This window comes from Algibacter sp. AS12 (assembly GCF_046736315.1).
Lineage (GTDB): Bacteria > Bacteroidota > Bacteroidia > Flavobacteriales > Flavobacteriaceae > Algibacter_B > Algibacter_B amylolyticus.
Window position 1 is genome coordinate 3,226,377 of sequence record NZ_CP151841.1, and the last position, 23,456, is coordinate 3,249,832.

Consider the following 23,456-nt stretch of genomic DNA (forward strand, 5'->3'; position numbering starts at 1 on the left):
AATATATGAGTTCAGAAAAACAAAATATAGTTATTGAAGAAAAAATTTCTATCAAAGAGAAAATAGGCTTTGGCTTAGGGGATACGGCTTCAAATCTAGTTTGGCAAGTACTAATGATATTTCAGCTGTATTTCTATACAGATATTTTTGGTATATCGCCAGCTGTTGCCGGAACCATGTTTTTAATAACAAAAATTTGGGATTCAATAAATGATCCTATTATGGGGATTATTGCAGATCGAACCAATACAAAATGGGGTAAGTTTCGCCCGTATATTTTGTGGCTAGCTTTACCGTTTGCTTTGGCAGGTGTATTAACTTTTACAACCCCTGATTTAAGTATGTCAGGTAAAATTATATATGCTTATATAACGTATACCATAATGATGATGGTGTATACAGCTATAAATATACCGTATTCTTCATTAATGGGAGTGGTGTCTGCGAGTCCTAACGAGAGAGCTAGTTTTTCTCAATATAGGTTTATGTTGGCTTTCTCAGGAGGGTTATTAGTTCAGGCCTTAACATTGCCACTTGTAAATTCTATTGGCGCAGACAATACCGATGTGTTTTCTGCTAAACTAGAAAATAATCAAATTGTAATTGTCGAAAATGGTATAGGTGCAACTAAGTTAATTGTTAACGCTGATTTAGGAGAAGAAGATCCTATAACTAAAAAATTAACGGTAATAGTTTATAGAGAAGAGTTAAAGAGTGAAATTGATACAACAACTGATATTTTGTTTTTGGAAGAAGGTTTTGGAACTTATAAGTTAAATACTAAACCTTATTATGATGAGGATATCTCTTCAGCAATTTTATCTGTAAGTGTTATTAATGAATCCAAAGGTTTTCAAGGTACAATGGTTGTATTTGGTATTTTGGCTATTATAATGTTCTTGATAACATTTTACTCAACAAAAGAGCGGGTTTCTCCTCCAAAGGAGCAAAAAAACAATATCAAAAATGATTTTAAAGATTTAATAGGCAATGGGCCTTGGTTATTATTATTGGGTATAGGGATTATTAGTTTGGCCTATGTTGCTATTCGCTATGGTTCAGTTATGTACTACTTTAAATATTATATAGGAGATGAATCCTTAGCTAGTTCTTTCTTAGTTTCAGGAACAATAGTTACTATAATAGCCATTTCGTTTACAGGTAAACTGTCTAAAAAGTTTGGAAAAAAGAAGGTTTTTATTGTATCTCAATTAATTACTGGTTTTTTTACAGCTTTGTTTTTCTTTGTGGATAAGACTAATATAACTATGATATTCGCTCTTAACATAATTGTTAGTTTAGCTTCAGGCCCACCAGCACCAATCTTATTTGCAATGTATACTGATTGTGCTAGTTATTCAGAATGGAAAAATAAAAGACGTGCAACAGGCTTAATTATGTCGGCATCTACAATGGCACAGAAATTTGGTTTAACTGTTGGAGTTGCTATTGCAGGTTGGTTGTTAGCAGCATATGGGTTTAAAGCAAATTCTATTCAAACCGAAGAAGCAGGTTACGGCATCCTTTTAATGGTTAGTTTAATTCCTGCAGTTGGTAGTTTTTTAGTTGCTGGTGTAATGAGTTTTTATAAACTAGATAATAAAACTATGGACGAGATAGAAATAGAATTAAAATCTAGAAGAGAGTTATCAGAATAATAAATGTTGTAATAAAATAAACAGATATGGCAACTATACTAAGAAATTTAATAATTTGTCTTTCATTTTTAATATTTTCATCTTGTAAAAATGATGTGAAAGCTGTCGAAAAAAAAGTAGAAAGTAAGGAAGAGTTGATAGCACGAGTTTTTTCGGTGGCAGAAAATCAATATCAATTTTTAATAGATAAAATAGATACCATAACACCACTATTGCAACCAAGAAGTTTAAATAAAGATGGTACTTTAAGAATGGCATATAAGGAAGATTGGACTAGCGGTTTTTTTCCTGGTTCTCTTTGGTATCTATATGAACAAACAAAGGATCGAAGATGGTTATTAGAGGCAGAAAAATTCACTAAAGCGTTAGATTCTGCTCAATTTGTAAAATGGAACCATGATGTTGGCTTCATGATTCAAAACTCTTTTGGACATGGTTACCGTCTTACAGGTAATGAAATTTATAAACAAGCGGTGGTTGATGCAGCGAAATCATTGAGTACCCGATTTCGTCCAACTGCAAGAGTCATTCAATCGTGGGATACAGATGCTCCTTGGATTAAAGGAAAAAACTTAGACATGCCAATAATTATTGATAATATGATGAATTTAAATTTGTTATATCAAGCATCCAAGCATACTTCAGATTCTATATTTTTAAATATTGCAAATTCTCATGCTTTAACAACTATTAAAAACCAATATAGAAAAGATTATAGTTGTTTTCATATCATTGATTATGATCATATTACAGGCGAAGTGCGAAAAAAAGTAAATTTTCAAGGTTATGCTGATGACTCTTCATGGGCTCGCGGTCAAGCTTGGGGGGTATATGGGTACACTGAAGCTTATAAAGAATCTGGTAAAAAAGAATTTTTAGAACACGCTAAGCATATAGCTAAATTTATAATGATGAATAAAAAAATTCCTGATGATTTAATTCCTTATTGGGACTATGATGCGGAAAGCACAAATGAGGTCCCCCGAGATGCCTCAGCTGCTGCTATTGTGGCATCTGCATTACTCGAATTACAAATGTTTGATTTAGAAAATAAAAAAGAATATCTAGATTATTCTGAAAGTATATTAAAAACACTTTCATCAAAAAAATATTTGGCTAGCGAAGGTGAAAATGGAGGTTTTCTTCTAAAACATTCTGTCGGTAATTTTCATGAAAACAATGAGACTGACGCGCCTTTAAACTATGCTGATTATTATTATTTAGAAGCGTTAATACGATGGAATAACATTTAAGTAGCCTTTATTTATTTTAGATTTTCAATAGAGGTTAAAATAAATCTATTGCTGTTTGTGTTTGCAATAGTTATAAAATCAGTTGGTTACAGCTTTTAGGTCAGGGGTAAGTTAAGTTTTGTTAAAAGAGAATTCTGATTTAATTAAACATAAGCTCAAGTTTTTTATGACAATTATTACTGCAAAACAAGAGTTTGTACTAACTGCTTGAACCTTTGTAAGTTTTGTCTTTTCTTCAATATGAAAGGGATAGTGATATAAAAACAGACCCTATTTTATATATATTTGAGGATATCATTATAATTAAACTTTTTACTAATTAACTATATTTTTACTCTCGATTATATTTAAAAGATATTTTAATGTCGTCTTTTTTAAGAATTCTGCAATCGGGTGTATAAATTTTAAATTCATTTTTTATGGGAATAAAACATTTTAGATTAATTGTGTTTCTCTGTGTTTTTATGGTTACGGGAGTTTTTGATTTACAAGCTCAAGAAATTCAAATTACTGGTAGTATTACATCTTCTGAAGATGAACAGCCAATTCCAGGGGTAGCCATTTTAATTGAAGGAACTAATAAAGGAACAACCACAGATTTTGATGGGGAGTATTCGATAATAGCAAACCAGGGAGATGTTCTTATGTATAGCTATATTGGTTTTACAGGCCAAAAAAGAACCGTTGGAGGTAGTAATGTAATTAATATTCAATTAGTAGAATCTGTTGAAACGCTAAATGAGATAGTCGTAACAGCTCTTGGCATTTCTCGAGAAGAGCAATCTTTAGGCTATGCAATTTCTAACGTAGATGGTGAAGGCCTAGCGGAAATTAAAAGTATTAATGCCGTTAATTCATTATCCGGTAAAGTTGCAGGGGTAGATATAGCACAGCCAAACACAGGTGCAGGAGGTTCGTCAAAGGTTATTATTAGAGGTAACACTAAGTTTAATGGCTCAAATCAACCATTATATGTAATAGACGGCGTACCAATGGATAATAATTCTATGGGGCAAGCTGGACAATATGGTGGCCAGGATTTGGGAGATGGAATTTCGTCAATAAACCCAGATGATATTGAAACCATGTCTGTTTTAAAAGGACCTGCAGCATCTGCACTGTATGGCTCAAGAGGTGGTAATGGAGTTATATTAATTACAACAAAATCATTTAAGGATAATACAAAATCGAAATTCAATATTGATTTTTCATCAAACCTTACATTCGATCAGGTGGTAGGGGAATATGATGATGTACAACACATATATGGACAAGGTATAAAAACGCCGCCTAAGGATATTGGAGACGCTACAGGTATGTGGAGTTGGGGAGGTAAAATAGATCCTAATCTGCAATTCATTTCCTTTGATGGTGTTGTTAGAGATTACGGACTTAAAAAAGAGCATATTAAATCTTTTTTCAGAACAGGTTATACAGCGCAGAATACTGTAGCATTATCAGGTGGTAACGAAGCAGCAAATTTCAGGTTCTCAGCATCCGATGTCAATACTGATGATATAGTTCCTAATAGTGGTTTACATAGAAACAACTTTACCATTCGTGGTGTTATGAAAATGTGGGATAAATTAAGTTTAGACGCTAAAGTAAATTATTCGATAGAAGATGTTGATAATAGACCATATTTAGGGTTTTCTGGTGCAAATACAGCCTTGGCTCTTTTGGGATTGCCTGGGAATTTTGATCAACAATGGTTAAAAGATAGTGCTGTGGATAGTAATGGAGATTATGTGTTTTGGAATTCTGCAACACGTATTATTAATCCTTATTTTTCATTATATAATATGAAGAATGAATCTAAAAAGAATAGATTGTTAGGGTATGCATCTTTAACATATGAAATTAATGATTGGATTGATTTTAAATTCAAATCGGGTGTTGATACTTTTACCTATGATTATTATAACTTTTCTCCTTTAACAACGCCTTTAGCGGAATGGGGAGAAATGAGACGGATAGACTCTAAAACGACAGAGTCTAATACAGAGTTTTTATTAACTGCAAATAAAGAGCTAAATAAAAATTGGAGTATTGGTGGAAGTGTTGGAGGTAATTTAATGAGTTTTGAAAATGAAACAACAACAATACTAGGTAAAAACCAAGGGGCAGAAGGAGTTATATCAATTAATAATTATAATGAATTTGTAATAGATAAAGCTAATCCTAGAAAAGAAGTGAGATCGCTTTACGCGTTTGCTAATTTAGGGTTTAAAGATTATTTGTTTGTTGATGTAACAGGTAGACAAGATTGGTCGTCCACCCTTAAAAAAGGAAATAACGGGTATTTTTATCCCTCAGTAGCAGGAGCTTTTGTTCTTACAAAAGCAATTGAGAAAATTAAGAGTAAAACGTTGCCCTACGCTAAGTTAAGAGCATCATATGCAGAAGTAGGAGGGGATACAAGTCCTTATGCCAACAATACCTATTTCGATTATCCATATTCATCAAACGGAATAAATTTTTCGACAGTTAATGATAATACGTATTTTACCAATATAAATCCATCAAGAACAAAAGGTTATGAATTTGGATTAGATGCTAAATTATTTAATTGGAGAGTAGGCTTAGATGTTACTTATTATAATCAAACTACTTTTGATGAAATTATGAACATTCCTATCTCAAATTCAAATGGTTTTGAATCTGCTAGTATTAATGCAGGTGAAATCAATAACAAAGGATGGGAGGTTATGATGAATATCGTGCCAATTAAAACAGATAATGCGCGTTGGGATTTAACATTCAATTTTGCTAATAACGAAAATAAAATTGTTAGGTTGCATGAAGATGCTAAAAGACAGACTATTGCAACAGCAGATTGGATAAGCTCTTTAATTACAGCCGAAGAAGGCGGGTCTTATGGTGATATTGTTGGTTATGATTTTAAGCGTACAAGTGATGGTGTTCCAATAATAGGACCAAACGGACTTCCTTTTAGATCTGACGAGCAGGTTACCTTAGGTAATGGGCAGTATAAATTTACTGGAGGTGTTACTAATACCTTTCAATATAAAGGATTTAAAATTAGAGCTTTGGTACAAGTTAAATCTGGTGCCGATATCTTGTCTATGACAAATCAAAAGCTTTATCAACAAGGTGCTCATATTGGAACCATTGAGGGAAGAGACGAATGGGCTCAATCTGAATCGGAACGAGAAGATGCAGGTGCACTTTCTAGCAATTGGGTTGCAACAGGAGGATATTTAGCTAATGGTGTTATTGAAGATGGAGTTGATGGAGAAGGTAATACAGTCTATAAACCAAATGATGTTTATGTAGATCCTAGAGATTATTGGGGTAACGTGGCTAACGCACATATTACTAAGCCTTTTGTTTATGATGCCTCTTATGTTAAGCTAAGAGAGCTGTCATTGTCTTACACCTTAGATGGGGAAGCTTTAAAGAAGTTTAAATTTGTTAAGGGGTTAACAGTATCTATTATTGGACGGAATTTATGGTTAATTCATTCAAATGTACCTAATATTGATCCAGAGTCAACTTATAGTATAAGTAATGGTCAAGGTTATGAATATGGTTCATTACCACAACGACAAAGTTATGGGTTTAACTTAACAGCAAAATTTTAAAAAATGAAGAAAATAATAAACATTTTGATGTTGTTTGTGTTTTTTATAACACTTACAACAAGTTGTGAAGATTTTGGAGACTTAAATGTAGATCCAACAACATCAACTAAAGCAAATCCGAAAACCTTAATTTCTAAGGTGCAAATTAGTTATTCAGGAAATAGAGAAACGCAATGGCGGTCTCTAGCGGCTTATCATATGTCCATAACTCAAATGGTTTCAGATGGGTGGACAATATCACATGGGCAAGCGTATAAGCTAGATATAAGCTATATGGAATATATGTGGAAGAGTTCTTATCGCGAAATTAACGATTTAGTTTTGGCAATTCAAGAAGCAGAAAAAAATCCTGAACAAGTAAATTACCAAGCCGTAGCTAGAATTTTAAAAGTTATGATTTTTGCTCAACTTACAGATACTTATGGCGATTTGCCATATTTTGAAGCGGGAGCGCAAGCAGAATCAGATAATTTACATCCAGCTTATGACAACCAGGAAGATATATATAATGACTTTTTTAAGGAATTAAAAGAAGCGGCAGACCAACTAGATAGCTCTATGGTTTTAGAGGGTGATTTAATATATAATGGAGATGTTGATAAATGGCGAAAATTCGCTAACTCTTTAAGGTTAAGATATGCTATGAGATTGGTAAATGTTAACGAGCCAAAAGCTGAACAAGAAGCTAAATTAGCTATTGCGGACGGCGTTATGGAAAATGTTGATGATGCCGCAGCTGTAGAGCATGGCGATTATAATGTAAGTACAAGTGGGGCAGAAGAGATTAGAGGAAACGGATTTTCGCAAGTTCAAAATTTTTCTGAAGAAATCATGGTAGCTTGTGATACTTATGTGTCTTATTTAAGAGAGAATGACGACCCAAGACTTTTAATGATGTTTGGTATGTATGCCGCAAATCAAGAAGATGCTACATCTCGATATAATTCAAAATCCTCAACTGAAACTAGTGTGGAAATCACGCAGGAATATCTTGCTAAATATGGGGTATTAGAAGGGTATGCTCCGGGGTACTTTTTGTGGGAAGCCCCAGAGGGATCTCCCGCAGATATTTGGTCTCCACGTTTTGTAGAAAAGAATGGTAAGACAGTACAAATTGATAAATATTTTAAATCTTTACAAGTTCGAAGACACTTAACTCGTGTTGATATGCCGTCCATTTATCAATCCTATTCTGAAGTAGAGCTTTGGCTTGCAGAAGCTGCGCAAAGAAGTTGGAGTAGTGCTACTGGAGATGCAAAAACGCATTATAAAAAAGCGATTTTCGCAAATGTTGATGAATTAATTCAAATATTGGGAGCAGAGCCTAATTTAAATTTGAATACAGATGTTTATGCTGAAAGCTTATGGAATAATACAATCGATAAAATGGAGGCCATAAATATGCAACATTATGTTAATAATTTTTATAATGGTATTGAAGGGTTTGCAAATTGGAGAAGATCAGGATTTCCTAATCTTAAACCAACAACGGATAACGCTTATACAGATCAAACCTTAAATGGATTAATTCCAAGAAAATTGCCTTATCCAAATTCTGAAATGAATTTTAATAGGGAAAATTTAGAAGCTCATTTAGATAATGGTGTTAACTTTTGGGGCACACCTGTTTGGTGGGATAATAGTAAAACTAGAGGAGTAGATTTATCAGACTAATTAAAATTATTTAATATGAAAATTAAAAAATATATAATTGGAATTTTGGGAGTGTTATTTTTTATGGCATTATCCTGTAATGATGAGAGCATAAATAACCCTGAGTTATCAGACGCAGATTTAAAAGTTTATTTCTGGGGTGAAGGAGATAATGTTACGGGCATTGCTTGGGAAGGTTATGATGTTTTAATAGGTGAAACATTAGACTTAAAATTACAAGTTTCTCCTAAGGAGGATACAAGTGTAAAATGGGTTGATGATGAAACTGGAGAGGTTTTAAGCGAGAATCTTAAATTCACTTATGCGCCAACACAAGAAGAATCAAGACGCGTTAATTTTATAGCTACACGACTTTCTGGTTATGAGAAAAAAGTAGTCTTTAATTTTAGAGGTAATCTTGATGGGTTTACTAGTAAAATAAACGAGTGGCAATCTGTATTAATCCCGCAAGGAACACAAACAGGAACATTTAGTGTTGAGTTTGATATGATTCCTAGTAAAGATAATATGGATGGTATTGTTGGTGTTTTAGACGGCGTGGCAACGACGTATTCAAACAATTCATGTATTGTTAGATTAAATCCATCTGGGAAAATAGATGCTTACAATGACACTGGTTATGCTTTTAGTAATGAGTTGGAATATCATGCAGGTTTAACGTATCATGTTAAAATGGATATCGATGCTGTTAACATGAGTTATGATATATACGCTAATCAACAAGGAGGTGAAATTGTAGAAATTGGAAAGGATTTTAAATTCAGACGAAAAATCACGCATTTGGACTATTGGTCTATGGTTGCCGGAGATTTTAATTTGAGTGATCCAGGGACACATAGGGTTTTAAACATGCAAATTACTACGCTTACAGAAAATCAAGCTCCTATTTTTATTCCTGTAGATGATGTTGTTTTAGCAGAAGGCGTTACCCTTAATATAGATATTGAGGCTGTTGATCCTTTAGGAGAGAATATTGTTTTAGAAGCTTCTAATCTACCTCGTTTTGCCACTTTTATAGATAGAGGTTTTGGTAAAGGTACGATAACATTTAGTCCTTATAATAATTGTGGTGGTTGTGATGTAGGACTCTATGATATCGAGATTACGGGGGCTAATAGTGTTGAATTATCTAAATTAAATTTTACACTCGAGGTATTAGATCCTAATGCAGGATTTGATATTCTGGTTGATTTGGCAGATGCTACACTGTGGGATAACGGAAATTTTGATCCCGGTTATCATGAAGTTGTCCTTGGACATACAGGTGCAGGAGAAGGAGGAGATGGTCATGTTGCGGGGGTTCTGCCTTTCGCTTTGCCAGAGGTGCCTACAGGTAAAAAGATAAAATCTGCTATTTTGAAATTAAACATAACCCATAATTCTGTTTGGTTTCCTGTGGAATATGATATTTACGGTATATCTTCTAGAACCACGCCTGATATCTTAGCATCAGATTTCTTTGCAGGTCCTTATGATACAGATCCATCGGCAACAGCAATCCAGAAAGCATTTTTGACGCATACCACAGTAGTTGGAAATGATGTTGAAATGGATAACGTTTCAGGAATAGAATTGGCTTCGTTTATGAATAGCCAATATGTAAATGGAGCAAGCGCTGGGGAGTTTGTTTTTATAAGAATTAACCCAAATAGAATTGATATGCCAACGTGGGCACAATTGAATTTTCAAAGTGGGCAAGGTACTTTGGTACCTGTTTTAACTGTTGTTTTAGAAAACGAATAGATTTCTTTAAGTGATAAATTAAATTATAGCAATATCAAATAATAATAAACCCCAGTACAATTTTTTAAGCTGTACTGGGGTTTTTAGTGATAATAGCTTATCGTAATATCTGTTAAGCCGCTTCAAAGTCTTTCGTTAAAAGTTTTCTAGCTAATTCGAGTTCTGAAGCAGTAAAAGGTTTGGCATTTGAAGCAGAAATAGCGCCTTTAAGCTCATTTATATTTTTAGCACCAGATAATACTGTTGATACTCCTTTTTGATCTAAGACCCAACGTAAGGCAGCTTGTGGCATATTATCAATATCGTCTTTAAGTAAAAACTTAAACGCATCTACTTGATTAACTCTTTCAATAATATCTTCTCTTGAGTATCGAGAGTTTAGTGTGCCTTCTGGAAATATGGTGTCCTTTTTTATGGCTCCAGATAAAAACCCGTTAGCTAAACACTCTCGACCAAAAACTCCAATAGGATATTTTTCTAAAGCTTCTATTAATTGTTGAGACTCTCTATTCATTAAACTTAAAACGACCTGAATAACATCAATCTTTTTTTCTTTAGCCCAAATTCGGGCCATATTTTCTGTTTGTTGAAACATTGAAATTGAATGACCTACAAAACGAACTTTCCCTTGCTTTTTAACTTGTTCTAAGCCCTCCCAAACATTTTCATTAATTTCATCGGGAGAAAAGGGGGAGTGAAGAAATAACACATCAATATAATCGGTCTGTAAACGTTTTAAACTTTCTTCAACAGAATCAATTACACGAGATTTATAGAATTGTGAAGCTCCCTTTTTTAGTGTTGGGTTTCTTCCAAACTTTGTGGAAATATGTACTTTGTCTCGTTTGTTTTTTAGAGCTTTTCCTAAAACAATTTCAGCTACGCCATCTTGTTTTTGGGTACCGTATTGTGGAGCTGTATCAAAAATGTTAACTCCCATATCAATACCAGCATGTATGGTGTTAATGCCATCTTTTTCTTCGACACCTCCGTAAACTTTATTTCCAAAAGCCCAAGTGCCCAAACTAATTTCGCTAATATCTAAACCTGTTCTTCCTAGTTTTCTATATTTCATAAATACTTTTGTATTAATTCTTCCATAATTATAGATGCATTTTTTAAATATACTTTTGCTGTTTTTTCACCTATATCTTTCGTTGCTAATCTTGGGTCTTTACCTGAAACAGCATCTAGTTCTAGACTTATTGGTCTATCTTTTGGTAAACAATTTAAACAGACAGTTTCTGGAGCATAGTGTAATTGTAAAGAGGTTTCTCCAAGGGCAGAATGATTTGCTACTAATAAGTTGTCTGGTAAAATATCAAATTCTGCAAAGGACCAAACATGTATTTTAGGATATTTTATATTGAATTCTTCTGCTACTTTTTTTAATATAGTTAGATGAGGTTCTCCAGCGTGGCCAGATAATATTACAATAATTTTAAATCCTTGTTGAACAAGTTGTTCTAAGTATTCTTCGCAAATAAGTCTTATTAGATTTTCAGAAAATTCAATAGAATGCTTGGGAAAATCGACACCAGGATAAGATTTTATTAAGTTGGCTGCTAAATTAATAGTGGGAAACACAAGTCCTCCTTTTTTCTTTGCTAAATCCAGACACAAGTTATAGGCCTTTATACTATCAAGTCCTGTTGGGTTATGGTTTCCATGATATTCAATGGCACCCCAAGGTAAGTATGCAATCGGGGTTTGCTCTTGTATAGCTTCAATTTGAACTGGCCGCATTTGGTCGTAAAATCCCCAAATCTCTTTTTTGTGTTCTATTTTATTTTTATTATCCATTTTAGGAGAAAATTAAAATTCGTCAAAAGCAATTTGATTACTAGTAACGCCCAACTGAGTAAGCATTTTAGAACATGCTTTAATCATTATTGGTGGGCCACATAAATAAAATTCAATAGCTTTAGGGTTGGGATGGTTCTTCAAGTAATTATCAAAAACAACCTGGTGTATAAATCCTTTAAATCCAGTCCAACGATCTGCTTCTAATGGTTCAGAAAGTGCTAATTCAAAATTAAAATTAGAGTGATTATTTTCAATATTTTTAAAATAATCATCATAAAAAATGTCTTGTTTAGAACGCGCTCCATACCAATAACTAACCTTACGGTGCGTTAATTCGTTTTCAAAAAGATGCGCTATGTGCGAGCGTATAGGAGCCATTCCTGCACCGCCACCAATGTAAACCATTTCTTTTTGAGTAGGTTTTATGTGAAAATCACCAAAACTACCAATAGCCTCTACTTTATCGTTAGGTTTTAAATTAAAAATATAGCTAGATCCAATTCCTGGCGGGCAATCTTGACCTATAGGTGGTGTTGCTATTCTAATATTAAACTTTAGAGTATGTTCTTTTTGCCCGTTGTTCGCTAATGAGTAGTTATTGGAGCGTTCTACCTCTTTGTTGCTACTTACTAAATCAAAAAGTTTTTGATGATTCCATACTGAAGCAAAAGGTTCTGGAATATCAAAATTATCGAATAATATTTGTTGATATGTGGGGATTTTAATTTTCATATAATCTCCCGGCATAACCTCTATTTTTTCATTTGTATTTATAGGCTTTAACACAAGCTCCTTTATAAAAGTTGAAACATTTTTATTACTTACAACTTCCAAATTGTAACTTGTTTTTTTACGTGCACCAATTCCTCCTGGAGTTGTTATGTTTAACCATATTTTGTTGTTACGGTTTTCTATTGGATACGTTGCTAGTCCTTGGCAAACTGGCGCGCGTGCAGGAGAACCATCTTTTATATTAAAACGGCCATTGTGCTTTGGGCATTCAATTATTTTTCCTTTAATTAAGCCTTCACTTAAATGTGTATTTCCATGTGTGCAAATACCATCTGTTGCATAAAGGCAACCTTTGTTATCCCGATAAAGAGCAAAAGTGTTTTTTATATGGTCAAACCTAATAATATCATCTTTACCAAGTTCTGAGTTTGAGCATATTTCAAGCCAACCATCAATATCTGGTTTTAGATTTGATTTAAATAAACCTTCAGTAGTTCTTTTTTTTGCTTCAGGTAATTTTCGTTTAACATAGTAGGAAGGGTCTATTATTTGTCTTTTTATAGTTGGAATAATTTCGTTCCAAGCCATGTAGATTGATGTGTAAACAGGAGGGCAGTCATCTTTAATTAATTGGTGTAATTTAGGGAGCGCATGATAAGGAACCAGAGGAAACATATGGTGTTCTACATGGTAATTCATGTTCCAGTATATAAACCTACTTATCCGATTCATATACACCGTCCGGCAATTTAAACGATGGTCTAATACATTCTCTGCAAGTCCAGCGTGTTGCGTTGTATTGTGTATTATCATTAACCAAGTGCCAAAAAACTGTGGTAATATAAAAAGGAATATTGGTATCCACGAATGTAGAATAATAGCAGAGAGTATAATTAAAGTATATAGGCCTATATAAATACGTGCATTGCGTACTATTTTTTTAAATTCTGTTTCTGGTATATAAGTTTTTTCTGCTTCAGAAACCTTGCCAAACGCATGGCGTATTATACTTGGATAATATGATTTATAAGTGCCAAAATTTACAAGAGAAAGGAGTAAACCTTTTATGTTTGGTGGACGCGGTATCTGAATTTCAGGATCTCGTCCAACAATTATAGTATCGCTATGGTGGCGCGTATGGCTCCAACGCCAAACAATTGATTCTCGCATAACCATAAAAGACGCTACTTCGTATACCACATTGTTTAACCAATCTGTTTTAAAAGCTGTTCCATGGCTACATTCATGCCACCTAGAATCGGAACTTGTACCATAAAATACAGCGTAAATAAAATAAGGTATAATCACTAACCACGATCCCCATAGTAGTATTGTGGCATATGCTGTACTAAGAAGTATAAATAGTAATAATAATGTATCTAGTATTGCAGGACTATCTTTTCTTGTTAATAAATCGCGCATAACCGACCTTGGAACTGGGCTTTGATACCAATCAGCTTCAGCAAGTCCCAGTTCTATGGCGCGTTTTGCGTTTTTTCCAGTAAGCGTATAGTCGAGTGCATGATTGGAGCCTAAGCTAGCGGTTTCACTAATTGTAGTTTCCTTGGTTTGGTAAATTGTTGGTTCTGTGTCAATCATTCAAATTTTATTATTAAACAGAAATTTTATTTAATTTTTGATTTTTATGAATTAATGATATTCAAAAGCTAGTATTCTTTATATTAGAAATAATAAGCCTGTAATTATTGTGTTTTGTGGGTTAATTAATTGTTTGTTAGGTGATTGAGTAATCATAGTTGGTTTATAGTTACTTGTTTTACAAACTTAGATTAAACAATAGCATCAGGCAATAGACGTTTTGTTGGTTGTGTTGTTCAAAATGTCTACATTTGAGAAGTATGGATAATTTTTTTCATTATTTAGCGGAAGACTCAGAAGCGGAGGATTGGGGTATCTATGTACCTACATGTGGTTATCAGCACATTTATCCTAGTGAAGCTTACCCTTTGGAAGGTCATCCAGAAACCCATAATTTTGAACAGGAAATTGGAAGGTCACTACCTGGGTGTTATCTTGTTTATGTTCCAACAGGACGAGGTTCACTTGAAACTAAATCTGGAAAATGGGAAGTAAACCCTGGAGATATAATGGTGCTTTATCCAGGCGAATGGCATAATTATAAACCATCTAAAGAAACCGGTTGGGAAGAGTATTGGATAGGAATTAGAGGCGAAGTTTTATCAAACAGAATTCTAAAAGATCTATTTCCTGAGAACACCTCATATGTAAAACAAATGGGGTATCAAGAGGAACTGATATTCATTTTTAATCAATCTTTAAAGTTGGTGAAAAGAAATAGTTCGGGGTTTAGAAAAATTTTAGCAGGTATCGTTATTCAATTAGTCGCCCATGTAATTTCATTTGAAAAAGAAGAGTTGGGGAGTCGGGAAGAGCAGCTTTGTAAAAAGGTAATAGATTTTATAAGAGAAAACCTGAATACGGAAGTCGATTTCAAAAAACTGGCAAGTGAACACCATCTAAGTTATAATAGATTTAGAACAGTATTTAAAAATAATACAGGAGTCTCCTTACAGCAGTACCTTATTCACGAAAGACTAGAACATGCTAAGCGACTTATGGTTAATACAGAGCTTTCGCTTAAAGAAATTTCAGCAAAGACTGGTTTTAATTCTTTATTTTATTTTTCGAAAGTATTTAAAAATAAAATGGGGTACTCGCCTGGTCAAATTAGACGAAAATAATATTTATGAATTAAATAATAGTAATTAGGTGTTTTATCTAGTTTGTAGTTATAAATAAACATTCCGTTTTAATATAAAATTGGTGAATACCATCTTGTTTGCTTCCTTAATCACTTTTCCAACAAAAGCGATAAAATTCGATTCTCAATAGATTGCATAATCAGGCTCGTACCTCGCTCTTTTTATAAATCTTTATGAGCCTCAAATTTCAGGATTGGTAATTCGGAAAAGGTAACAGCGGTGGCTCTATGGGAAGTAGATGAATTAGGAAATCTATATGCTGTTTTCTAGTAGTTATTTTTCTATTGAAAATTCTGCTAAATAAGAAAAAGAAAAGGAAAACGCTCAAGATATAATAAGTAAATGGTTTTATCGATAATGTAATCATATGCTGAATTAAGTTAATATAATTCAAGAGTTACAATTATAGCTTCTTAAATTCTGATAATTTTAGTGTTTGATTTGAGTAGTAAACTATCTTAAGTAGAGGTATAGGTTTTTTGAAAATTTATCGGAAAAAAATGTATAGCAAGAGGGTAACACGCTAGCGCGATGTTTCGATTTTTAGTTTTTTAAAAACCCTAGTGAAATCAACAACTTTCGGCGATTGATTGTTTTGATTTTAGAATTTTAAACATTGTTTTTTCAGAAAAAATCCCCGCAACCCAATAAAAACAACAAATTTTTTCAGAAAAAATGGATAAAGGATATGAAAAAGAGCGGTTTGAGAAGCTAGGAATTAAGGTTTCTGTAGCAGATAGATTTCGAAAATTTTGTAAAAAAATGTCAAAATCACAATCGATGACATTGTTATTAATGATTGATTTTTTCGAAGAAAATGGCATTTCGCCAAACGAAACTTTAGGTCCAAATATGCAAACTTTAGAGAGTGAAATCAAGAAGCGTATCAATGCAGTAATTGCTATCATAAAGGATATCGAAAAGCATCATGACAAACCAACAACTGCGATGTTGCAATCATTATTTATGGAGTTTGAACCTAAACAGGAAAAGCTCATTTTGGAGAAAGAGGTCAAGGAGAAGAAGGTGCAAACTGATAAAGAATTTAAAGAGATCACCGTACCTAAAATACGATATGAGCGTTTAGAACAGAATATGAAATCTGTTAAAAAAGATTTTGTTTATGTATTGGATAAGGTTAAGGTTGTAAAAAGCAGATTCGGTAAAGACTATTTAAAATTGGAGCTTACAGAGGGTGAACTTGAGAAAGTTAGAAGAAATATAAGTAATTCTTAAATGAGAAAGATCCATTCTAAAATATGTAGGTTGGAATATATAAAAGCTAAATTTTGATGATGACTAACGACTTTATTTTTCCCTACCCAATGTAATTTACCATATTACTTTCGTACCATTTTTATCGAGCTAATTTTTGTGAGTATAAACTATATTCTTTTATAATCTGTTCAGATAATTTTACTTACTCTGCTGTTGTATGAAAGCATTGTTTGTTTTTTATAAAATTTACAGACATTTATCTTGTTTTGGTTCTTAATAAGCTATATATTTATAATACCAGTAAGTAAAGTAATTTATTTTGAGGTCATTTATAGTTTTGTCAACAAATCGGCTAACAGCTTGTTTTTAAAATTTTTAAATGATTGATATATAGTGGTTTGTAGGATATGAATGGCTTCCTGCCACCCCGACTAACCTAGAGATAGGTATTATTTAAAACACCGTTAATCCATGATTAACGGTGTTTTTTGTTTTATATGGTTTAGTTTGGTGTCATTTAAAATTAAATAAAAGGTGTGCAATTAGGTGTACACTTTTCTCAGCTAATAGGTGCACTTCAATAAATAATTTGACTTTTATTCTTATCCCACAATAGTGTAATTATAGCTATAAGTTATGCACATGAAAAGCTTATATTAAATTATAAGGCAATGCATTAATATTTAATAAAAGGTATTTAAAACTGAAGTAAGAAGAGTTTTTATTTTTTGAAATAATCATTAAAATAAGTTAACTGATACTTTATAACATTAGACCAGTAATTCCAATCATGACCTCCTGGACGTTCAATATAATCGTGGGCTATATTTCTTTCCAATAATTTTTTGTGTAAGTTTTTATTAACTTGGTAAAAGAAATCATTAGTACCGCAATCGAAAATTATTTTTAAGTTGCCATCTAGTAAATACACTAAGTTTATTATCGTGTTTTCTTCCCAAGCATCTTTATTTTTAGGGTATGTTCCTAAACGTTTAGAAATATCCCAATTATTAGGAAAAGGTCTAATGTCTACACCGCCACTCATACTGCCTGTTGCTCCCCAAATATCTTGATGTTTAAAGGCAAGATATAATGCACCATGTCCTCCCATACTTAGTCCCGTTATAGCACGTCCTTTTTTTTCTGTAATTGTGTTGTATTTGCTATCAATGGCTTCAATTAGCTCTTTAGAGATATAAGTTTCGTATTGCATTTTTGTATCAATAGGGCTATCAAAATACCAACTAGTAATTCCTCCATCAGGACATACTATAATTATGTCGAATTTTTTGGCATATTCTTGTAATGCAGGTACATGTTTTAACCATTCTGTATAGTTTCCATTAGCGCCATGAAGTAGGTATAATACAGGCTTTTTGTAACCCGAAGAATTATCTGGAGTAATAATTAAGTTCGGAATGTTTTTCTGCATGGTTTTACTCTAAACCAAAAGAGTATCAATTTGTGAGTTTACAGAACTTATACATAATATCCCAATTAGGAGGCTAATTAGTTTTTTTTTGAAGTGGTACATAACACAGTTTTTATTTAAAAATGATAGGGTTAATGGTTTTGAAAAACTATTTAATAGTAGTATTAAACGTTTTAGTAGAGTCGTGTTTTAAAAATTTTATAATCAATTGATTTTATGTGAAAAATTATTAAGACTTTCTCTATTTCTTTAAAATAACTGTAAATATAACACATATTAATTTTCGTTTAGATGTTCTCTCAAATAAATCTGTATATTTACGATTATTAAACTAAAAACTAAATAGATAAAAATTTTAAATTATGGGAATAATATCGTTTGTTGGCTTTACTTTACTTGTTGCAATTATTGCGTGGTGGTCCACTAGAAAAACCAATGAGAATACCTCCGATGGCTATTTTTTAGGGGGAAGAAGTTTAACAGGTCCAGTAATTGCCGGTTCGTTGTTGCTTACAAATTTATCTACCGAACAAATTGTAGGTATGAATGGTGTATCATTTAGAGATGGACTTCCTATAATGGCTTATGAAGTTATAGCAGCTATTGCTATGGTTTTTACTGCCTTTGTTTTATTACCAAAGTACCTTACAGTAGGTATAGCAACCATTCCGCAATTTCTTGAAAAGCGTTATGGTAAAACAACAAAAACTATTGTTTCTTTATTGTTCTTATTGGGTTATGCTATTTCAATGTTACCAACAGTTTTATATTCTGGGGCATTGGCTATTAATAGTATGTTTGATATTCCTGAAATGTTAGGAATGGAGCCTGTAGCTGCACTTTGGGTAACTGTTTGGTCTATTGGAATTATAGGTAGTATTTATGCTATTTTTGGTGGGCTAAAAGCCGTTGCCGTTTCAGATTCAATTAACGCTGTTGGTTTAATTATTGGAGGATCATTAATTCCCGTTTTTGGTTTAATGTATATTGGTGATGGAAATATGTTTGACGGATTAAATATTCTAACAACTAGTTTACCTGAAAAGTTTGATATTATAGGTGGTCCAGATTCTGATGTGCCGTTTTGGACATTATTTACTGGTATGATAATAGTAAATTTTTATTACTGGGGAACAAATCAAGCTATTATTCAAAGAGCGTTAGGTGCTAAAAATTTAAAGGAAGGACAGAAAGGACTTTTATTAGCTGCATTTATTAAAATATTAGGACCTATTATTGTGGTATTACCTGGTATTATAGCTTTTTATATTTTTAATGGCGATATTCCTAATGCAGATGAGGCCTACCCAATGCTTGTTAAAAAAGTACTGCCAGCAGCCTTTATTGGTTTCTTTGCTGCAGTATTGTTTGGTGCTATTTTAAGCTCATTTAATAGTGCGCTAAATAGCTCTGTTACCTTGTTTGGTCTAGATTTTTATAAGGAATATATTAATAAGGATGCCTCAGAAATGAAGGTTGTAAAAGCAGGTAAAATTTTTGGTGTTGTATTAGCCGTTTTTTCTATGGCTATTGCACCCATGTTATATGGTGTTCAAGGTGGTGTTTTCACCTATTTACAGCAACTAAATGGAACACATAGTGTGCCTATTTTAGCTATAATTATTGTTGGAATATTTTCAAAGCGTGTTACGGGTAAATCGGCTAATATTGCCATTTTATTTAGTGCAATAACCTATTTAATTATATTATATGTTATTAAGCCGGATATTCACTTCTTACACCTTATGGGGCTTCTTTTCGTGTTAACAATTGCTCTTATGTTTATTATTAGTCATTTTAAACCAAGAGAAACAGCATTTGAGGAAGAATATACTAAACAGGTGGATATTACGCCATGGAAATACTTAAAGCCTGTTGGTTATACAGTCTGTACTCTAGTAATATTACTTTACGTGTACCTATCCTAAAAAAATAGATTTTTTGATATTATTAAAAAAGGTGCTACTTAATTAAAAGTAGCACCTTTTTTTTAGAAAAACGAAGTAAGTGTTCTGGTAACAGGATATCTAAGAAAGGTTAAAATTTGTTTTTTCTACTGGTATTTTGATTCCGATAGTGCTCTAAACTAGGACTTAATTCTAGGTTATACAATGTGCCTTCAACCAAGTTTTGAATACAAATTAATTCTTCATAATTACAAACAAAACTAACTTGAGGTGCTGGAGTTTCCAAAAGCATGAGCTGTTCTTGATTGTTGCTATTACAAGTAGTAATTAGTTTATTTATAGAGGTTTCAATATGTTGTAAAAAAGTGAGTAATTCTAAGGCTGTAAAATGCAATGCAGTATTATTAAAAACTAAATTTATTTTTTTGTAATCCTCTACGGCATAGCGCTTCCACCAAAAAACTAAACCAAAATCATTTTTATATATTACTGTAATATCGTCCATGTTTAATTTAAAATTAGCGTATAATCAATATCTTTTGTTGTTAAGTTCTTAGTGAAAACATGGTTTGAAGTAGTGGAAAAAAGGTGTTTTAGTTCTAAAATTTCTTGGCTATTAAACATTAAAACTAGATTGTGCTGCATGGACGGAATAGGAATTTTACGTTTTACTCTAGCCGATGCATATTTAATTTGTCAGTATTCAATTTCTAGATCTAGTATATAAGATTTAAATTGTTTAAACTCTTTTTTGTTAAGCTCTAGGTATATATTATTAAATTCTAAATGATAAATTTCACATTGGCAACACAAGTATAATTCGCCGCTTTTTACTTTAGAAAGTACTTTTATTTTGGTACACATGGTCTTAAATTTTAGTAGCAGTCCGTTTTTATTAAATTCATGTTTAATGGGGCTTTAAGCTTGTTTTTGGATATGTTTTCTAAAGTTTTTAAAACACCTTTTTGCATAGCAACAGAGCCGCAAATCATTATCGTGCCCTTGTTTTTTAAAACTCTAGATATTAACTCTTCTTTTTCCATTAATGCATTTTGAACATATTTTTTCTGACTTTCGCCTTGCGAGAAACTTAAATAAACACCAGATAATCTTTTATTATAAAAGGCATCGTCAATATGTTTTGAGTACATTTTGTACGACTCATTTGTGCGTCCGCCCCAAAACAGGTAGTTTTTAGAATGTTTTAGGTTATCATCGCTATTCATGCCTAAAAAAGGAGCAATTCCGGTACCATTGGAAATCATAATAACTTCTTTTGCCGATTTTGGAAAATGAAAGGCTTTATTCTGTTCTATATTGGCAGCTATCATATCGTTTAATTGTAAATCGTTCAAATAATTTGAGCATATTCCAAACTCATGTTTTTTTATACTTAAAAGAATATTTTTACCTATTGTACCAATAGAATATTGCCTTGGTATTTCGTTTTCTTTGGGTATAATAGAAAGTAAATCACCAGACCGAAAAGCTCTTTTTTTAATGGGTTGTAATTCTAGTAAAAATGAATTATCGCTATTTATGGTAGTGCGTTTTACTACTTTAAAAGAGGTTAGCTTATTTTTGCTATGATTTGTTGGCGGCTCATTAACTTGAAGTGTTAAATTTTTAGTTTTGCCCCAAGAGTCTATCCAGTTTTTAAACTCGGTAAACGACTGATTGTTAATTTTATGAAGCGCCATACAAGGCATGTATTTTTGATGTTTTTGTAGCATAGAATCTACGAAAATGGCGTATTTACAGAAGCCTTTATAGGCCAACGAGCCAAACCCAACAACCGCATATTTTAAGTTGTTTTGTTGCCGAGTGGTTTGTACTAGTTTTTCAAAATACTTGGCGTTAACAGGAGGGTCTCCTTCGCCGTAAGTAGAGGTAAGGACAACAAGGTGAGTTGCTTTGTTATAGGTAGTATATTGGTTTAATTCTGAGATGTAAACCGATTTACCTTCGGCAATTAAAGCGTTTAGTAATAATTTAGCAAAGCCAAAAGTACTACCTGTTTCCGAGCCAACAAGTATAATGTATTCGGCAGAATCTTTATTATACGTGTTTTTAATTTTTACAGCACTACGTTTTCGATTTAAGGTCATAGAAAACCCAGAGATAACAAAAAACAAAATACTAATACTTGTTAATAGTAAAACAACAGACCACAAGATGGAGCCTTGGCCCGTATGTAAAAATAAACTCCAACTCGTAGCAAGAGCTATAAAACCATCCGATTTTTCACTTACTATTTTTCCGTTATACTGGTTTACATGGAGCTCTTTATCATGTAATTTTAAAATATAGTAATCTTCAATATCATCAGAAAAAGGAAACTCAATACGTTTTATATCACCTAGAGTTAAATTGTTAAAAATATTAGAATCCGTAATTTTAGATAGGGTAGGAGTTGTAGTTTCTGTTGGAATGTGATTATTTTTTGTTTCTGGTAATAGCGAAAACCTTTCCAACGACAAAAACACGCCCGTAATGGTAATTATAATTATTGGTATTAAGGTGTATTTACCTAGTATTACATGGTAGTATTGGTTAAAATCTTCTTTAATAGTTTTGGCAAAAAAAGCCTTAATACTACCTTGACGTTTTACTATTAAAATAATACCTGTAACCGCCATTAAAAACAGCAAAAAGGATACAATGCCAACAATGGCACGCCCTGTAGATTTTAAAAATAAAGACCTGTGTAAATTAGTTGCAAAATTAAATATGGGGGCTTTTTCAATAATATCTCCCGTTTTTTTTGCGGTAAACGGATTGATATAAAAGGTTTCGCTTTCGCCTTGTTTGGTAACTACCGAAGCGGTAATAAAATCATTTTCATCAATGTTTAAATAAATGACCTCATCGTATTCCGTTTTTAGACTTTCTAATGTTTCAGAAAGACTAAGGGATTGAGCATCTTTTACAGCATAGGGTTTTAGCTGATTCGATATAGGTTCGAAAGCTAAAATAGTACCAGTTAAAGCGGCTAGAATTATAAATAAGGAAGAAGAAATAGCCAAAATAAGATGGCTAAGTCTCCATATAGAAATGGTCATTGGTGCAAAATTTGTAGCGCATTTAACGAGGTTTCGTTAAAGCGCTTTATTTGATTGTTGCTATAAAATTTATAATGTCTTGTCTTAACTGAATTTGGGTAAGACAAGACATTAAAGTGCTTATTTGTTACTTTTGAGGCATCATTCGAACGTATCTTATGTACCCTTTACCTTCATGTTTTAGCTTTATGTTTTCAGTAGTTAAAGGAAACTCTACATCTTTAATATAATATTCTTTGTCTTCAACAGCGGTTTCAAAACGAAGGCTATAACCAGCATCAATTTTATCCTGGTCTATTTCAATAACATTAATGGCACGCTCGCCACCACCAATGGTAGCGCCAGTAATGGCATCAATATCCGTTTTTGTTTTTCCGTAAAAACGCCACCATTCGGCTATATCGTGGTACCATTCATCATCATCACCTTGTACATAAAGTGTTTGTTCATAGCCGCCTTCCGGATTTATAAGCGAGATAACAACATAAGCGCCTTCACCCGAATAATTAATCATTTGCACCATACATTTAAAGGTGTTTGGCTTAGGAGAAAAGGCAAATAAAGTCACTACTAAAATGGCAAGAAACGCCATATATTTGGTCTGTTTTAATAAGGTTGTCAT

General features: G+C 32.7%; 15 protein-coding genes and 1 pseudogene. 8 read left to right on the forward strand and 8 right to left on the reverse strand.

Features of this window, described 5'->3' with window-relative positions:
• Positions 1–5: 5 nt before the first annotated feature.
• The 5 genes from AAFN75_RS13525 to AAFN75_RS13545 all read left to right on the forward strand — a co-directional run bounded on the left by AAFN75_RS13525 (position 6) and on the right by AAFN75_RS13545 (position 9,933).
• Positions 6–1,658 carry an MFS transporter gene (locus AAFN75_RS13525; RefSeq protein WP_411806824.1) on the forward strand — a complete coding sequence of 551 codons (1,653 nt, stop codon included), beginning with the start codon at positions 6–8 and terminating at the stop codon, positions 1,656–1,658.
• A gap of 26 nt (positions 1,659–1,684) precedes the next feature.
• Complete coding sequence (locus AAFN75_RS13530; protein ID WP_411806825.1) at positions 1,685–2,911, forward strand: glycoside hydrolase family 88 protein; 1,227 nt, start codon at positions 1,685–1,687, stop codon at positions 2,909–2,911.
• A gap of 419 nt (positions 2,912–3,330) precedes the next feature.
• Complete coding sequence (locus AAFN75_RS13535; RefSeq protein ID WP_411806826.1) at positions 3,331–6,516, forward strand: SusC/RagA family TonB-linked outer membrane protein; 3,186 nt, start codon at positions 3,331–3,333, stop codon at positions 6,514–6,516.
• Positions 6,517–6,519: 3 nt separating this feature from the next.
• Complete coding sequence (locus tag AAFN75_RS13540) at positions 6,520–8,190, forward strand: SusD/RagB family nutrient-binding outer membrane lipoprotein (RefSeq protein WP_411806827.1); 1,671 nt, start codon at positions 6,520–6,522, stop codon at positions 8,188–8,190.
• A gap of 15 nt (positions 8,191–8,205) precedes the next feature.
• Entirely contained in the window at positions 8,206–9,933 is a 1,728-nt protein-coding gene (locus tag AAFN75_RS13545) for a hypothetical protein (protein WP_411806828.1), read from the forward strand.
• A 112-nt stretch (positions 9,934–10,045) separates the two neighbouring features.
• Here the strand turns inward: AAFN75_RS13545 and AAFN75_RS13550 are convergent, their stop codons facing one another.
• Genes AAFN75_RS13550 through nqrF form a run of 3 tightly spaced genes read right to left on the reverse strand, consistent with a single transcriptional unit; the run spans position 10,046 to position 14,070 of the window.
• Positions 10,046–11,008 (reverse strand): aldo/keto reductase, encoded by a 963-nt coding sequence (locus tag AAFN75_RS13550; protein ID WP_411806829.1) that lies wholly within the window; start codon positions 11,006–11,008, stop codon positions 10,046–10,048.
• A complete protein-coding gene (locus AAFN75_RS13555; RefSeq protein ID WP_411806830.1) occupies positions 11,005–11,736 on the reverse strand; it encodes a creatininase family protein in 732 nt (243 codons plus the stop codon). Before AAFN75_RS13555 ends, AAFN75_RS13550 begins: the two co-directional genes overlap by 4 nt.
• Positions 11,737–11,748: 12 nt before the next feature.
• Positions 11,749–14,070 (reverse strand): NADH:ubiquinone reductase (Na(+)-transporting) subunit F, encoded by a 2,322-nt coding sequence (nqrF, locus tag AAFN75_RS13560; protein WP_411806831.1) that lies wholly within the window; start codon positions 14,068–14,070, stop codon positions 11,749–11,751.
• Between the two features lie 260 nt (positions 14,071–14,330).
• Here nqrF and AAFN75_RS13565 point away from each other — a divergent pair, with 260 nt between their 5' ends.
• Entirely contained in the window at positions 14,331–15,194 is an 864-nt protein-coding gene (locus AAFN75_RS13565; protein WP_411809284.1) for an AraC family transcriptional regulator, read from the forward strand.
• Positions 15,195–15,890: 696 nt separating this feature from the next.
• Positions 15,891–16,451: a BfmA/BtgA family mobilization protein gene (locus AAFN75_RS13570; protein WP_411806832.1), complete on the forward strand. Its 561-nt coding sequence runs from the start codon at positions 15,891–15,893 to the stop codon at positions 16,449–16,451.
• Between the two features lie 703 nt (positions 16,452–17,154).
• Here the strand turns inward: AAFN75_RS13570 and AAFN75_RS13575 are convergent.
• Positions 17,155–17,865, reverse strand: a complete 711-nt coding sequence (locus tag AAFN75_RS13575) for an alpha/beta hydrolase (RefSeq protein WP_411806833.1) — start codon at positions 17,863–17,865, stop codon at positions 17,155–17,157.
• Positions 17,866–18,227: 362 nt separating this feature from the next.
• Here AAFN75_RS13575 and AAFN75_RS13580 point away from each other — a divergent pair, with 362 nt between their 5' ends.
• A complete protein-coding gene (locus AAFN75_RS13580) occupies positions 18,228–19,793 on the forward strand; it encodes a solute:sodium symporter family transporter (protein WP_411806834.1) in 1,566 nt (521 codons plus the stop codon).
• Between the two features lie 109 nt (positions 19,794–19,902).
• On the opposite strand, the gene AAFN75_RS13585 is transcribed toward AAFN75_RS13580, so the two are convergent.
• From AAFN75_RS13585 to AAFN75_RS13600, 4 genes and pseudogenes are all read right to left on the reverse strand, one after another.
• Positions 19,903–20,277, reverse strand: coding sequence for a hypothetical protein (locus AAFN75_RS13585; protein WP_411806835.1), 375 nt, complete (start codon positions 20,275–20,277; stop codon positions 19,903–19,905).
• Positions 20,278–20,279: 2 nt separating this feature from the next.
• Positions 20,280–20,636: pseudogene (locus tag AAFN75_RS13590) on the reverse strand (DUF6686 family protein).
• A gap of 11 nt (positions 20,637–20,647) precedes the next feature.
• Complete coding sequence (locus tag AAFN75_RS13595) at positions 20,648–22,834, reverse strand: PepSY domain-containing protein (protein WP_411806836.1); 2,187 nt, start codon at positions 22,832–22,834, stop codon at positions 20,648–20,650.
• Positions 22,835–22,961: 127 nt separating this feature from the next.
• Positions 22,962–23,456, reverse strand: coding sequence for a DUF2271 domain-containing protein (locus AAFN75_RS13600; RefSeq protein ID WP_411806837.1), 495 nt, complete (start codon positions 23,454–23,456; stop codon positions 22,962–22,964).

Coding starts and splice junctions, on each gene's coding strand:
- AAFN75_RS13525 (WP_411806824.1), top strand. CDS start 6: ATGAGTTCAGAAAAACAAAATATAGTTATTGAAGAAAAAATTTCTATC.
- AAFN75_RS13530 (WP_411806825.1), top strand. CDS start 1,685: ATGGCAACTATACTAAGAAATTTAATAATTTGTCTTTCATTTTTAATA.
- AAFN75_RS13535 (WP_411806826.1), top strand. CDS start 3,331: ATGGGAATAAAACATTTTAGATTAATTGTGTTTCTCTGTGTTTTTATG.
- AAFN75_RS13540 (WP_411806827.1), top strand. CDS start 6,520: ATGAAGAAAATAATAAACATTTTGATGTTGTTTGTGTTTTTTATAACA.
- AAFN75_RS13545 (WP_411806828.1), top strand. CDS start 8,206: ATGAAAATTAAAAAATATATAATTGGAATTTTGGGAGTGTTATTTTTT.
- AAFN75_RS13550 (WP_411806829.1), bottom strand. CDS start 11,008: ATGAAATATAGAAAACTAGGAAGAACAGGTTTAGATATTAGCGAAATT.
- AAFN75_RS13555 (WP_411806830.1), bottom strand. CDS start 11,736: ATGGATAATAAAAATAAAATAGAACACAAAAAAGAGATTTGGGGATTT.
- nqrF (WP_411806831.1), bottom strand. CDS start 14,070: ATGATTGACACAGAACCAACAATTTACCAAACCAAGGAAACTACAATT.
- AAFN75_RS13565 (WP_411809284.1), top strand. CDS start 14,331: ATGGATAATTTTTTTCATTATTTAGCGGAAGACTCAGAAGCGGAGGAT.
- AAFN75_RS13570 (WP_411806832.1), top strand. CDS start 15,891: ATGGATAAAGGATATGAAAAAGAGCGGTTTGAGAAGCTAGGAATTAAG.
- AAFN75_RS13575 (WP_411806833.1), bottom strand. CDS start 17,865: ATGCAGAAAAACATTCCGAACTTAATTATTACTCCAGATAATTCTTCG.
- AAFN75_RS13580 (WP_411806834.1), top strand. CDS start 18,228: ATGGGAATAATATCGTTTGTTGGCTTTACTTTACTTGTTGCAATTATT.
- AAFN75_RS13585 (WP_411806835.1), bottom strand. CDS start 20,277: ATGGACGATATTACAGTAATATATAAAAATGATTTTGGTTTAGTTTTT.
- AAFN75_RS13595 (WP_411806836.1), bottom strand. CDS start 22,834: ATGACCATTTCTATATGGAGACTTAGCCATCTTATTTTGGCTATTTCT.
- AAFN75_RS13600 (WP_411806837.1), bottom strand. CDS start 23,456: ATGACAACCTTATTAAAACAGACCAAATATATGGCGTTTCTTGCCATT.